At 60.3% G+C, this 13,440-nt stretch carries 13 protein-coding genes; 8 read left to right on the top strand and 5 right to left on the bottom strand.

What is annotated here, in order from left to right; genetic code table 11:
- Window positions 1-6 precede the first annotated feature (6 nt).
- Together GNZ13_RS18470 and GNZ13_RS18465 are read right to left on the bottom strand one after the other, a co-directional pair.
- A complete protein-coding gene (locus GNZ13_RS18470) occupies window positions 7-1,653 on the bottom strand; it encodes a GMC family oxidoreductase (RefSeq protein ID WP_172166929.1) in 1,647 nt (548 codons plus the stop codon).
- Between the two features lie 152 nt (window positions 1,654-1,805).
- The gene (locus tag GNZ13_RS18465; RefSeq protein WP_172166927.1) at window positions 1,806-2,708 is read right to left on the bottom strand and encodes a LysR substrate-binding domain-containing protein; all 903 of its coding nucleotides are present in this window, start codon (window positions 2,706-2,708) and stop codon (window positions 1,806-1,808) included.
- 134 nt (window positions 2,709-2,842) lie between these two features.
- On the opposite strand from GNZ13_RS18465, the gene GNZ13_RS18460 reads away from it, so the two are divergent.
- The 6 genes from GNZ13_RS18460 (at window position 2,843) to GNZ13_RS18435 (ending at window position 10,237) form a co-directional block, all read left to right on the top strand.
- A complete protein-coding gene (locus tag GNZ13_RS18460) occupies window positions 2,843-4,102 on the top strand; it encodes an alpha/beta fold hydrolase (RefSeq protein ID WP_172166925.1) in 1,260 nt (419 codons plus the stop codon).
- Window positions 4,103-4,117: 15 nt separating this feature from the next.
- Complete coding sequence (locus GNZ13_RS18455; protein WP_172166924.1) at window positions 4,118-4,981, top strand: VOC family protein; 864 nt, start codon at window positions 4,118-4,120, stop codon at window positions 4,979-4,981.
- 26 nt (window positions 4,982-5,007) lie between these two features.
- Complete coding sequence (locus GNZ13_RS18450) at window positions 5,008-6,699, top strand: AMP-binding protein (protein ID WP_172166923.1); 1,692 nt, start codon at window positions 5,008-5,010, stop codon at window positions 6,697-6,699.
- A gap of 42 nt (window positions 6,700-6,741) precedes the next feature.
- Entirely contained in the window at window positions 6,742-7,881 is a 1,140-nt protein-coding gene (locus GNZ13_RS18445) for an FAD-dependent monooxygenase (RefSeq protein WP_172166922.1), read from the top strand.
- Between the two features lie 157 nt (window positions 7,882-8,038).
- Window positions 8,039-9,427 (top strand): MFS transporter, encoded by a 1,389-nt coding sequence (locus GNZ13_RS18440; RefSeq protein WP_172166921.1) that lies wholly within the window; start codon window positions 8,039-8,041, stop codon window positions 9,425-9,427.
- A 114-nt stretch (window positions 9,428-9,541) separates the two neighbouring features.
- Window positions 9,542-10,237 (top strand): TetR/AcrR family transcriptional regulator, encoded by a 696-nt coding sequence (locus GNZ13_RS18435; protein WP_328807253.1) that lies wholly within the window; start codon window positions 9,542-9,544, stop codon window positions 10,235-10,237.
- A gap of 12 nt (window positions 10,238-10,249) precedes the next feature.
- Here GNZ13_RS18435 and GNZ13_RS18430 read toward each other — a convergent pair whose 3' ends face one another.
- The 3 genes from GNZ13_RS18430 to GNZ13_RS53840 form a co-directional block, all read right to left on the bottom strand.
- Window positions 10,250-10,723 (bottom strand): nuclear transport factor 2 family protein, encoded by a 474-nt coding sequence (locus tag GNZ13_RS18430; protein WP_172166920.1) that lies wholly within the window; start codon window positions 10,721-10,723, stop codon window positions 10,250-10,252.
- A 24-nt stretch (window positions 10,724-10,747) separates the two neighbouring features.
- Window positions 10,748-11,578, bottom strand: coding sequence for an oxidoreductase (locus tag GNZ13_RS18425; RefSeq protein ID WP_172166919.1), 831 nt, complete (start codon window positions 11,576-11,578; stop codon window positions 10,748-10,750).
- 94 nt (window positions 11,579-11,672) lie between these two features.
- Window positions 11,673-12,113 (bottom strand): hypothetical protein, encoded by a 441-nt coding sequence (locus tag GNZ13_RS53840; protein ID WP_328807252.1) that lies wholly within the window; start codon window positions 12,111-12,113, stop codon window positions 11,673-11,675.
- Here GNZ13_RS53840 and GNZ13_RS18420 point away from each other — a divergent pair.
- Window positions 12,036-12,863: a LysR substrate-binding domain-containing protein gene (locus GNZ13_RS18420; RefSeq protein ID WP_328807254.1), complete on the top strand. Its 828-nt coding sequence runs from the start codon at window positions 12,036-12,038 to the stop codon at window positions 12,861-12,863. The genes GNZ13_RS53840 and GNZ13_RS18420 overlap by 78 nt on opposite strands.
- Before the next feature lie 72 nt (window positions 12,864-12,935).
- Window positions 12,936-13,271, top strand: coding sequence for a YbjQ family protein (locus GNZ13_RS18415; protein WP_172166918.1), 336 nt, complete (start codon window positions 12,936-12,938; stop codon window positions 13,269-13,271).
- Window positions 13,272-13,440: the final 169 nt, after the last annotated feature.

Genomic DNA, 13,440 nt, shown 5'->3' with positions numbered 1-13,440 from the left:
GCTGATTCACGCGGACAATTTCGCGGCGATGCGCTCGGCCACCATGATGGTCGTGACGTTCGTCGGCGCCGACGGGATGTCGGGAATAATCGATGCGTCGACGACCCGCAGCGCTTCAACGCCGCGTACCTTGCCCCACGCGTCGACCACAGCGGTGGGATCGGCGTCGGCGCCCATTGGCACGGTCGAGGTAGGGTGCAGATAGGCGGCGACATTCGAAACGATGTTCGCTCTGAGCGCTTTGACATCGTCTACGGTGTTGCCCGGCGCCATCTCGTGATCGATCACGTCAAGGAACGGTGCGGTTCGGCCAATCTGGCGGGACAACTGCACGGCTTCGACTAACCGGTCGAGATCATTCTGGTCATCGAAAAAGTTGTAGCGTATGTCCGGTGCGGCGCGTGGATCGCGGCTCGAGAGTCGCAACTGACCGATCGAGCTCGGCAGTGTCACCGCGCATGCCAGAACGATCGCGCCACCGGTGGGGCTCACCTTCGGGTCGATCAGATGCGTGCCCGAGATGTGCAGGTCGAGATCGCCGGGTGCCGCGCTCTGCGAGCGTGTCCACACTAGCGCGCCGGCGGCGGGCTTCATCGCATTTGCTTCGCGCTTGAGTGCGTAGACGTTGTAGAAAAACGGGTGATCCTGCAGCCGAGTCCCCACCGGCAGATCGGCGACGGTTGCAATGCCGAATTCGGATAGATGCTCGGCAGGTCCAATACCCGAGCGCATGAGAATCGCGGGGCTGCCGAAAGCCCCCGACGCCAGAATGACTTCGCCCGCGGACAGGATCTGGCCGTCAATCAGCTTGACGCCCACGGCACGCTTTCCTTCGAAAACCACGCGGTCCACTTCGGCGCCGCCCTGGATCGTGAGATTCGGGCGCGCACGCGCGGCGGCAGTGAGATAGGCCATGCCCGTATTGATCCGCACGCCATCGACAACGTTGAGCGTGTAGGGTCCGGCGCCATGCTGGTCCGCGCCGTTGAAATCCGATACGTGCTTCAGCCCCAGCGCTCGCGCGCCGTCAACGAAGGCTCGCATCGACGGCGTGTTTTCCGAAGCTTTACGCTGCCGGATCGGAAATGGTCCAGTACGTCCGTGCCAGGCGTCATCGCCGGAGGGCGTATTTTCCATAGCCTTGTAGGCGGCGAGCACGTCCTCCCACGACCATCCTTCGATGCCCCGTTTGGCCCACCGGGCGAAATCGGCCGGTCGAGCGCGCATCGCGACGGCGGCATTGACTGCCGAGCTGCCGCCGACCACGCGGCCTCGGGGCACGGGTATGTCGTGGCCGAGACGGGCGGCGTCATCGGTATGGTAGTGCCAGTCATAGGCTGGCGAGCCCGCGACGATATTGGCGTCTTTCAATACCTGAGGGTAGTCGTTGGGCGCGAAGTTCGGTCCGGCTTCCAGCAATAGAACGCGGCGCCGCGAGTCCGCGCTCAGGCGTGCCGCGAGAACGGCGCCGGCCGAGCCGCCGCCAACGATAAGGATATCGAAGTGCTTTGTTGATTTTGGAGGCCGACCAGCTCCGCCATTCCCGGATTGTGTTTCCACACCCGCCGCCGATGCGGTGCCGGCAATCGTTGCGACTGCGGCGACTGCGGCGGCCGCGCCGGCAACGAGGACTTCACGTCTGGACATCTTCATTGTCGTACTCCTGAACACGTTTGCGGCGCTCCAAGCGCTCGATGACCGTTCGATCGTTGTCGACCGGTTGTGTGCTCAGAATGGGCCCGCTTCAGAGAGACAACAAGATGGCTTGCCTGGAACCTATGTCCAATGAGATGGACGATTCGACATTACGTGACGACCAGTGGGATGCGCTCAACCAGAAAGTCTAGAAATGCGCGAACGGAGGGCAACATGCCGTGGCGAAACGGAATGACCGCGGTGATACTGGCCTCGGCGGCCAGCCAGTCGGGCAAGACCCGCTGGAGTGAGCCGGATCGCATGTCTTCATTGCAGACGTAGGCGGGCAGGGCAACGATGCCGAGGCCGTCCTGCGCGGCCTGCTTGAGAGTAACAATGTCGTTGCCCGCCAGCCGGGGTTTGAGCGGCACGACCATTTCTCCGTGCACAGGGTGTTTGAGCTTCCAGGTCATTGGACTGTTGGGTCTCAGCATAACCAGCGTCTCGTGTCCGGCGAGGTTCTCCGGCGCGAGTGGCATGCCGTGGCGTTCGAGGTAGCGGGGCGCGGCGAACAGGAACCAGGGCGCCGATGCAAGCGTGCGCTGCACCAGTGTCGAGTCGGACAGTGGACCGGTGTGCGAGCGCAGCGCGAGGTCATAGTTGCCGCCCGCGATGTCGACCTGCTCATCGCTGATGTACTGGATCACATTGATCTTCGGATAGCGTTCAATGAAATCCGGAAGTACCTGCCGCATGGCGAACAGCGAGGTCGCCACCGCGGTGGTGAAGCGGATCGTGCCGCTCGGTTCGGCAAGGCGTTCGCGCACAGCGCTTTCGGCGAAGTCCGCGCGCTCCAGCATCGCGGCCGCATGCCGGTAGAACACGTCGCCTGCATCGGTCATGCTGAGTCTGCGTGAGGTCCGGTTGACGAGCCGGACGCCGAGGGCTGTCTCGAGCTGCTGGAGGCGATGACTGACCGTCGACTTCGGTACGTTCAGGTTGCGGCTGGCAGCGGTGAGTCCTCCGCACTCCACGATGCGAACGAAATAGCGGAAGTCGTTGAGATCTAGCATGGGCGCACCTTGCGAATCCAGCGTGATAGACGGCGCCACTTTATACCGTTTGCCGATCTGCCGGACTTTTATCAAAGATTTGACGTTATCGTCAAAAAAGCTATACTTGCGTCAACGGATACGGAGACATTGATATGAGCAACATGCCAGCCGGTGCGGTTCTCGAACGTCCTCACGTGTTGACGATTGACTGGTTTCCTGACGCACTGCCGCATGCCACGCAACAGACCAGTGCAACGCTGCGCACCGAAGACGGCGCGGCCACCTGTGGTGTTCTGTACCGGGGCGCATCGACGAAAACAGTCGTTTGTCTGATGCACCCGCGCGAGAACTTCACGTTTCACTATCTGATTCCCGGATTGCTGCGAGCGGGTGCGTCGGTCTGGGCGCAAGCGGCCCGCTCGGTCGGCAACGACCTCAGGCTCGAGCATGAGCTTGCCTTGCACGACGTCGCGGCCGGCCTGCGTTATCTACGCGAGGCAGGCTTCGAGCGCATCGTGTTGCTCGGCAATTCGGGCGGTTCCGGGCTATATAGCTTCTACATCCAGCAATCAGCGCTTTCCGCGCAGGACCGGATCGCAAGGACGCCTGGCGGCCGTGCCACACATCTGGCGAGCGCGACGATGCCGATGGTGGACGGCATGATCTATCTGGCGCCGCATCCGGGGCAGGGTCGTTTATTGATGGGTTGTATCGATCCGTCGGTCACCGACGAAGGCGATGCGCTATCGATCGACGATACGCTGGACCCGTTCAACCCCGAGAACGGCTATTCCCGCGATCCGGGGGCGACGCGCTATAGCGCTGAGTTCGTTTCCCGCTATCGCGATGCACAGCGGGACCGCGTAGCGCGCCTTGACCGGATGGCCCGGCAATTGATCGCCGTGCGCCAGGACGCGCGGCAAGCCGTGAAGAACAAGCTGGCGACTCGCCGGCAGAAGCTCGAGGCCAACCACACGCCGGTCATGACGGTATGGCGGACGGACGCCGATCTGCGCTGTCTGGACCCGTCGCTCGATCCCTCCGACCGCAAGCCAGGTTCGCTATGGTCGCCAAATCCGGTGATCTCGAACTATGGTTCGGTCGGGTTTGGACGCTTGTGTTCTCCTGAGTCCTGGCTCTCGACATGGTCCGGCCTTATGTCGAATGCGGCACTGGAAGCAACTGCACCTTCGGTCGCCGTGCCCTCGTTGCTGGTCGAATACACCGGCGATCAAACTACTTTTCCACTAGCCATTGCCGACATTTTTGCCGGTATCGGTTCGAACGATAAGACCCACATTCGCGTGCGTGGCGATCACCACGGCAGACCGCTTGAGGCCGGGGACGAACCGGGCCGGGCCATCGTCGCGCGCGCGGTCGGCGAATGGCTGCATGAACGGTCTTTCTTATAACTCGGGAGTTGACGAATGAATCAATCAGTACCGCTCAGGTTGTCGGGGGTCGATCACACGGCGCGCCCGACGTGGAAGCTGCGCGAAACCATCGAGTTCTATCGTGACACGTTGGGTCTGCCGCTCGTCCACACAATTTCCGCGCGAGGTTGGGGCCCAGAGAGCCACCCGGACTTTCTTCACTTTTTCTTCGATAGCGGCAACGGCAGCTCGATCGCCTTTTTCTACTATCTGGGCGAACCTCGGCCGCAAGAGCGCCCTTCGATGCCGCCCACGCCAGACGACCATGTATTCGATGCGACGCACACCGCATGGCTGACTGACAGCGCAGAACAGTTGCTCGCCTGGAAGGACATGCTCGAGGCCAAGGGTGTCGAAGTATCGTCGACCACCCAACACGAAGTGATCGAATCCATCTATTTTCGCGACCCCAATGGCTACTTCATCGAGATCACGGTCAAGCTGCGTGAACTGCAATCGCTGGACGCTCGGGATGCGGCGCTAACACTTGAAGCCGCGATCATGGCGGAGCAGACCGCGAGCGACCATGCAGGACAACTCCGGCAGATTGATACTGTATGGCAGGAAAAAGGCAGGCTATTGAGTGGGCAATTCGGCGTAAAGAGCGAAGGCCCAGGCATTTTCGTGCCGGCGCTGGCGGAGTTCGCGAGCGTGGTTGATGCAGCGCGGCGCAATCCGGGGTATCGCGTCTCGCAACCGTCGCCAGGCTACTTTCTGATTGAATCGAAAGAGGTACTCGAATTCAACCGCAAGGAACTGGGTTTGAAACCGGCCGTCTGGCATGGCCTCTTCACCGGCGGTTTGTGCGGGCGCATCGATACGTTTGACAAAGACCGCGTTCGCATCGTCGAACAATAAGAACGGGTCGACTGGAGAAGACAGACATGGCAGGCATCCATTATCCGCTCGAAGGCGTCGCGTATTGCGAGCCGTCGGTTGTTCAGCACTATTTTCAGGTCGGGGCATGGGTCGACAAGACTTTCGGTCAGGCGCTCGCAGAGACGGCGCAACGCCTTCCCGACAAGCTCGCCTTGATCAGCGACGAACGCAGCATCACGTTTCGGGCGCTGGATGAACAAAGCGACCGTCTGGCCGCGGCATTGCTCAAACTCGGACTCGAGCCCGGAGCACGCGCGGTGTTCCAGATGGGGACGACGATCGACACCGCGCTGGCATTGTGTGCGTGCTACAAGAGCGGCATCGTCCCGGTTTGTGCGTTGCCGCAGTACCGCGAGGTCGAAATCGGCAAGCTGGCGGGCCTGTCGTTGCCGCAAGCTTATTTCGTGCAGGCCGACGTGGGACAGTTCGACCTGGTCGGCTTTGCGCAGAAGATGTGCGCCGGGCATCCGTCATTCAAACACCTGGTCGTCGCGCGCGGCGACGCGCTGGCGGGGACGCATTCGATGTCTGCATTGCTGGAGTCGATCTCGCTGGATGATGCGAGGACAGTACTGAGCGGTGTGCATATCGGCTCGGAAGACGTTCTGAGCTTCCAGCTCTCGGGCGGCACGACCGGGGTGCCCAAGATCATCCCGCGTTTTCACGCGGAATACCTCGCGCATGCCGAAGCGTGGTCCAGGCACGTGGAGGCGGGGGAACACGCCACGTTGATCTGGTCACTGCCTTTGCTTCACAACGCCGCGCATCTGTATGCGCTGGTGCCCACGATATCCCTCGGGCAAACCACCGTACTGATGCCGAAGGTCGATATTGTGCGGATGGCGGAATTGATCCACCAGCATCGCGTGACCCATGCTGTTTCGATTGGGCCGGTCGCGCCGCAGATCATGGCTTGTGCCGAAGTGCTCGACTACGACCTGTCGTCGTTGAAACTGTTTTTCTGTCTCACGCGTGCCGATAGCCTCGAGGCCTTTCTCGGTGTGCCGAGTTCGAATATGTACGGCACGACCGAGGGATTGCTGATCGGCTCCGGTCCGGCAGCCGACGTATTCGTCCGTCATCGCACGCATGGGCGGTCTGGCTGCGAACATGACGAACTCGTGCTGCTGAATGCCGACAACGAATCGCCAGTCGCGCCCGGCGAAATGGGTGAGCTGTGTTTTCGTGGCCCGTCCAGCCTGAGGGGCTACTACAACGCACCCGAGGCCAACGCCACGGCCTTTACGTCGAACGGTTTCTTCCGGACCGGGGACATGATGCGCGCGCATGTCATCGACGGCGTGACTTACTTCTCGTTCGAAGGGCGCCTGCGCGACAACATCAATCGCGGTGGCGAGAAGATCGGCGCCGAGGAAGTCGAGGCGTTTCTGAGCCGCCATCCCGCTGTTCTGGACGCGAAACTGGTGGCAATGCCGGATCCATTCTACGGAGAAAAGGGCTGCGCGTTTCTAATCATCCGTGAAGGGCATGCCGCGCCCGATATCCCGCAGATGATCGAATTCCTCTCGTCGCAGGGGCTCGCGAAGTTCAAGTACCCGGAGCGGATTGAAATCGTGGACGCGTTTCCGGTGACGCGAGTCGGCAAAGTCGACAAACCGGCGATGCGCCGGATCATCGCCGAAGCTATCGAAGCTGAAACCACCGCGAATATTTCACCTTCCCGACAGGATCAATGACATGAGCAAGATCGCCACCGGATCAGACGCAGGAGACTAAGGATGGACATCAATATTGTAGGAGGGGGACCGGGCGGGCTGTTTTTCTCGTATCTGGTCAAACGACGCTTTCCGGAATGGACGGTCCGGGTCTTCGAACAAAATGACGCCAGCGCAACTTACGGCTGGGGTGTGGTGTTCTCGGATGTCGCGCTGTCGTTTCTCGAGAAATCGGATCCCGAGTTCTTTCGTCGGTTTACCGCCGGCCACGTGCGTTCGGAGTACATGGAAATCGTCCACCGCGGCGTGCACGTGCCGATCCATGGCAACTGCTTTTCGCGGGTCGCCCGCATTGCATTGCTGCAGTTTCTGCATGCGGAATGCGGATCGGCAGGCGTCGATCTACGGTTCAACGCTCGCGTGGATGATCTTGGTGCATTGCGTCAGTCAGATCTCGTGGTGGTGGCAGATGGCGTGAACAGCCAGACTCGAACGCAGTATGCGGATGCCTTCAAACCGTCGTTCGTGCAGCGCCGCAACAAATTTGCCTGGTACGGAACCAGCAAGCCGTTTCATGCTGTCTCGCTGATCTTTCGCGAAACCGAATTCGGTGTGTTCATCGCCCATAGTTACGCGTACAGCGACCGGATGAGTACGTTTCTGATCGAAACGGATCCGCAGACGTGGGCACGTGCCGGATTGGGCGAGATGAGCGATGCGGACAGCCGCGCCTTCTGCGAACGGGTTTTCGCCGACGACCTGGACGGACACGGTCTGTTGTCGAACAAGTCCACCTGGTTCGAAGCCGTGACAGTCAAAAACGAGAACTGGTATCACGAGAACATGATTCTGATCGGCGACGCGCTGCGTTCGGTGCACTTCTCACTCGGCTCCGGTACGCGTATGGCGATGGAAGATTCGATCGCGCTGTACGAAGGTCTGTGTGCTCACGCGACCAATCTCAAGGCCGCATTCGAATATTTCGAAGCGTCACGCCGCTCCGCGTCGGATCGCTTCCAGTTGGCCGCGGCAAAGAGTCTTGATTGGTATGAAAACGTCGGCGACAAGCTGCATCTCGATCCGATCAGCTTCACTTACGGCTATATGCGCCGTACCGGACGTGTTACGCATGATGATTTGCGCAAGCGCGACCCCGAATTCGTTCGCCAATACGAACTGCTTCATGGTGAGCCGGCGAACTGAGGCTTCGACCGCAGACCTCATTTTTTTGTCCGCTATTTGTCAATCCCGTCAAATAAAAGATGTGAAAGTCAATTGAATGACGGGTAACTGGTGCGGTCGCGACGCGTCCGTTTACGCGAATCCGCACCGACTATAGAAATCAGGTTTGGAGACAGCCATGGCATCGCTTGGGGAAGAGACCGCTTTTTCGTTGTTCGACGGCAGGCCTGTTACCGCCATGCAGTGGCGCGTGCTCGGCTTGTGCGCGTTGTGCATGGTGATCGACGGCTTTGATGTTCAGGCTATGGCTTATGCCGCTCCAGCCTTGATAAAAGCCTGGGGCGCCAGTCGCTCCGTGTTGGGACCAGTGTTCGCGGCCGGGTTGCTGGGCATGTTCGCAGGATCGCTGGTGCTCGCGGGATTTGCTGATGCGATCGGCCGCCGTCCGATGCTGATCGCGGCGACCGCCTGGATTGTGATTTGCATGGTGTTTACGCCTTTCGCCACCTCGATCGACGCACTGATCGGCATTCGTTTTGCCGCCGGTATTGGAATGGGCGCAATCGTTCCGAACGCGATGGCCCTCGCGGGGGAATACAGCCCGGCACGCATCCGCGTGAGCTTGATGATGGCGGTATCGTCGGGTTACATCGTCGGCGGTGTGGTGGGCGGCGGGATTGCGGCTCTGGTGATTGCGCCGTTCGGCTGGGGTGGAGTTTTTTACGCGGGCGCATTGCTCACAGCGCTGCTATCCCTTGCGATGTTCGCCGCACTGCCCGAATCGCTGCAATTTTGCCTGCTTCGCCAACCGCAGACTCCACGTACGTTGCTACTGCTGCACAGGGTGGCTCCCGGGGCCGCCATGCCCACCGTGCCGCCCGCCAACAAGGCGCTCAGCGGTAACGCGCTGGCGATGCTGCTGGGCGAGAACCGTCGAATCGTTACGCCTCTGCTCTGGGCCGCGAACTTCGCCAACATGCTTTGCGCGTACTTCCTCGCCGCATGGATTCCCGTGCTCATGAGCGGCGCAGGCGATTCGTCCAATAAGGCGGTGTTGGTGGGCACGGCGCTTTGGCTTGGCGGGCTCGTGGGCAATTTCGCGCTCGGCATGCTGATAGATCGGCGCGGTTTTGCTGCGGTGTTGTTCGCCAATTTCGCCCTCGGTGGCATCGCGATAGTGGGCATCAGCTACTTTCATACGGTGCCGCTGGCCGCTGTTTCGTGTATCGCATTCGCCGGATTCTGCATTCTGGGCGGTCAATCCGGCCTGAATGCACTGGCGGTCGCGATCTATCCGACAAGAGCGCGCGCTACCGGCGCGGGCTGGGCACTCGGTTTCGGCAGGCTCGGCGCGGTGCTCGGGCCGCTAGCCGGCGGGCAGTTGATGGCGCTCGCGTGGAGCGTCGATCGAACCTTGCTCGTGTCGGCCGTGCCGACTGTGTTAGCCGCTGTGGCTGTCGGCAGTCTCGGCCGCCTGCATGAGCGGCGCATCAAGCAGATCCCGGCTTCCGCAGAGAAGTTGCCGGTCCATCACAGCACGTCCAATCCGCTGGACGAAAAGGCATAGCCGAAGACAGGGCGGGTCGCGGAATCTGGGCCCATCGTGAGCGTTACAATCACGCAAACACAACATTGCGGTAGGGCGGCAATCTGGCCGTCGACCGATATCAGGAGTGGTTTCGTGGCAAAGGTGAATGCTGAGGGACAAAAAGAACAGATCCTGAACGCCGCGGCCGCGCTCTTCATCGAGAAGGGTTTCGGCGGTGCGTCGATGCAGGAAATCGCCGAGGCGCTCGGCGTGACGCGCACCGCGGTCTACTACTACTTCAAGAACAAGGACGAAATACTCACGGCGCTGGTCGAAGAGGTCACGTTAAGAGCGAGGCGGCTGTCGAGCCAGGCGGTTGCCGAGCCCGATGCGGATCCGAAAGAGCGCCTGCGTCTCTTGGTTCATCAGCATACGATGCTGATTCTGAGCCACTACAACGAATTTCGCGTGATCCATCGCACCGAGCAGCAGTTGCCCGAACGCGCGTATCGCGCGAACGAAGAGGCGAAGCGCGCGGTGCTGAACAACTTTACCGCGGCGATCGAAGCGGGGGTGAGCGCCGGCGTGTTCCGTGTCGTCGATGCCAAGGTCACGGCGTTCACGCTAATCGGCATGTGCAGCTGGCCCGCGTTCTGGTACAAGCCGGAGGGGGCGAGCAGCGCGATCGAGATTGCCGACACGATCGCGGAACTCGCAGTGCAATCGGTAGTGCGGCCGGCCAAGCGGCAATTGAAAGGCAGCAGCGCCGTGAGCGAAGCGTTGGCGCTGCTGCGCGAGGATCTGGATCATCTGTCGCTGATGATCGATAAGACGCCGAAGGCAGGCTAGTTATTTATCCACCTACGGTTTGACGCTCTCGCTGCCTGCAACCGGTGTCCAGTTGGCGAGCGGTGTGAGGAAATGAAGGTCGAAGCGGCGTTCGACGAACGCCCAGCGACCGTCGCGACGTTCAAAACGGTCGTGGTAGAGGCCACTGATTTGCACCGGACCCATCTCGACGTGGGTGCACAGGCAGTCGACGGCAACCTGGGCGGTCGCTGTATCGCCGTCGATATCGATCAATGGGTTGGCCATCCAGTGATGCATGTGTGGCATTTTCTGCCAGTTCTGCCGGGCTGATCCGAGAATCGCCTCGATGCCTTCGAAGTTACCGAACGCGTCGCCGAGCGACAGAAGTGCGCCTTCATGCCAAATGCTGCGCAGCAGGGCTTCGTCATGGCTATCGAAGGCGTGGGCGTATTCAGCGATCAGCCGTTCAAGAGCAAAGCGGCTCTCCAGCGCATCGAGCCGTGAGGCCAGAACTTGAAGATTCATGAAATGTTTCCTGTGATGGACGATTTAAAAGTCGGTGGATCGTGAAAGTTCGCGCCAGCGTTCAACTTCACGGCCAACGTATTCCAGCTTGTCGTTCACGACCTTGAGTGCATCGGCGCCAGCGACGAAGCGCAGCGGCGGGTCGGTTTCGCTAGCGATCTGGACTAACGCATGGCCAAGCTTGTCGGGGTCGCCGACCTGGTTGTGATTGCGGGCTTCGAACACCGCGTTGGCCTTGGGCCGGAAATCGGCATAGTCATTCAAGTCGCGCGTGCCGCGTTTTAGCGAACGGTCGTCGAGAAAGTCGGTACGGAAGGCGCCTGGCTCGACGATGGTGAGCTTGAGACCGAAGTCCGTGATTTCCTGCGCGAGAGCCTCCGAGAATCCTTCGATGGCGAACTTGGTGGCCGAATACATCGAGGCACCGCGGACACCTTTGAAACCGCCATTCGAAGACATGTTGATGACGTGCCCGGCCCGTTGTCGGCGCATCACCGGTAATACCGCCCGGGTGACGTTGAAGGTGCCGAAGACGTTGGTGGCGAACTGGCGCTCAATCGCCGCGGGCTCAATTTCCTCGAATGGTCCGAATTGACCATAACCCGCGTTGTTGACCAGCACATCGATGCGGCCAAAACGGGCGAGGGCGGCTTCCACGACGGCCTCGGCCTGCGTGGCGTCGCGAATGTCCAACTGCATTGTCAGAACGTGCGCTGCGCTCGCTGCATAAACGTGTTGCAGACGTTCAGAATCGAGATCGGTGGCGACCACGAGGTCCCCCGCAGCCAACGCTGCCCGGGCAATGCCGGCGCCGATGCCGCCGGCGCTTCCAGTGATGAACCAGACTTTGCTCATAGCGAGCGGCGGGCAATAGTGCCGCCGACGAAACCGCTAGCGCCGGTAATGAAAATGCTCACTATCAGTTCCTTGAGATTACGTAGTTAGCCGTTCAAGCTGGCAGCGCGTTAACATCGGCATTCAGCAGTAACTGCCATCGTGTGTCTTCGAGTTTGCGCGCGAGATCGAAAAGGTCTGGTCCGGTTGTCATCATGAGTTCCTGCTCAGGCATTGGTTTTGCCGCTGCACATTCGTTACAACGGGAATAGAGGTCGTTATCGCGTAAGAGGCAAAGGGTCCGCGCCTTCTCCACGACGCAAAAGTACCGGCTTTTCAGGCTTGAATTAAGTAGGGTAGAGTTCCCGATAGAGTGGACAATGTGTCCGCGCAATGGATGCTGCGAGACTATGGATAGCGTTGCGCTTATGTTTTTGTTCAGGCCGCCGAGACGCGCAGCTTTGTCGCTGCCGGCCGCATCCTGGGTATTTCCGCTTCTGGTGTGGGTAAAAACGTGACGCGTCTCGAGCGGAGCCTCGGCGTCAGGTTGTTTCATCGAAGCACACGCAGCGTCACGCTGACGGCCGAGGGCGAGATGTTTGTCGAGCGCGCGCGCCGTATTCTGGCGGAGTTCGACGCGGCGCAAGCAGAGTTGTCCGAGGCCTCGGCAGTCCCCAAAGGGCGGCTGCGCATCGGATTACCAATGATCGGCGAGCCGTTTCTCCCTGTACTTGCCGAATTTCAGCGGCGTTATCCCGAGGTGGAACTGGATCTCGATTTCGACAACCGGAATGTCGATGTCATCGAGGAGGGCTACGATGCCGTTGTGCGTAGCGGCGACGTCGGGGACTCCCGTTTGACCTCGCGGCGATTGGGATCTTTCCGGATGCTGCTCGTCGGCGCGCCGGACTATTTCGAGCGCCGCGGGAAGCCGGCGCATCCAAGGCAACTCGCTGAACACGCTTGCATTCAATTCCGCATGCCGAACACCGGAAAGCTGCAGGTCTGGCAACTGTGGCGCGATGCCGACGAACCCGATGCACAACTCACCGCAGCGGTGACATGCAATACAAACGAGGCGCGCTTGTGCTTCGCGCTTGAAGGTCTCGGTATTGCCTACATGTCGGACTTCACGGTACGCAATGCCCTTAGTGACGGCAGGCTGGTGACGGTTCTGGATGAATACACGACTGACCACAACACCTTCCAGCTGTTGTGGCCGTCCGGCAGACATATCACTCCGAAGCTACGAGCGTTCATCGATTTCATCAGCGAGCACGTGCCGCTGAAGAGGACGCGTCAATAGCTGGCGAGTGGCATCCAGATCCAGCGGCGTCCGTGGTCACGTCGGCGACGAAAACTCAACATGGAAAAGACGATGATAGAACGACAAATGGTTACGACAGCGTTTGAGCTTCCGGGGCACAGGATAGAGCGTTCTTTCGGCATCGCTCGCGGGATCATCGTTCGGTCCCGATCGGTCGTTGGCGCGCTTGGCGCATCGCTGCAGACGATTTTCGGAGGCGACATCACGCTTTACACGTCGCTGTGTGAGCGAGCGCGACAGGACGCATACGAACGCATGATTGCGCAGGCTGCGGACCTGGGCGCAAACGGCATCATCGGCATGCGGTATGACGCAACCGAGATAGCGAGAGGCATCACAGAGGTGCTGTGCTACGGGACGGCGGTTCACGCAACGTCGCTGGTTTGAGGAGCGCGTGCTGATTCTGGCGGTAGCAAACTACCCGGCTAGCTTAGCCCGACTTTCGCTATTCGCGCCTGAAAGCCACCGTTTTTCGCCATTTTCTGACCCGACCGCAGTCGTAAGTCCTTGATTTGTTGTGTGGTGGTGCGCGGGGGACGGCGAAAATCGCTTGTAG

Origin of the sequence: Paraburkholderia elongata (assembly GCF_013177735.1) — a bacterium.
Classification (GTDB): Bacteria; Pseudomonadota; Gammaproteobacteria; order Burkholderiales; family Burkholderiaceae; genus Paraburkholderia; species Paraburkholderia elongata.
This window is presented reverse-complemented; position numbering and strand designations above follow the sequence as displayed.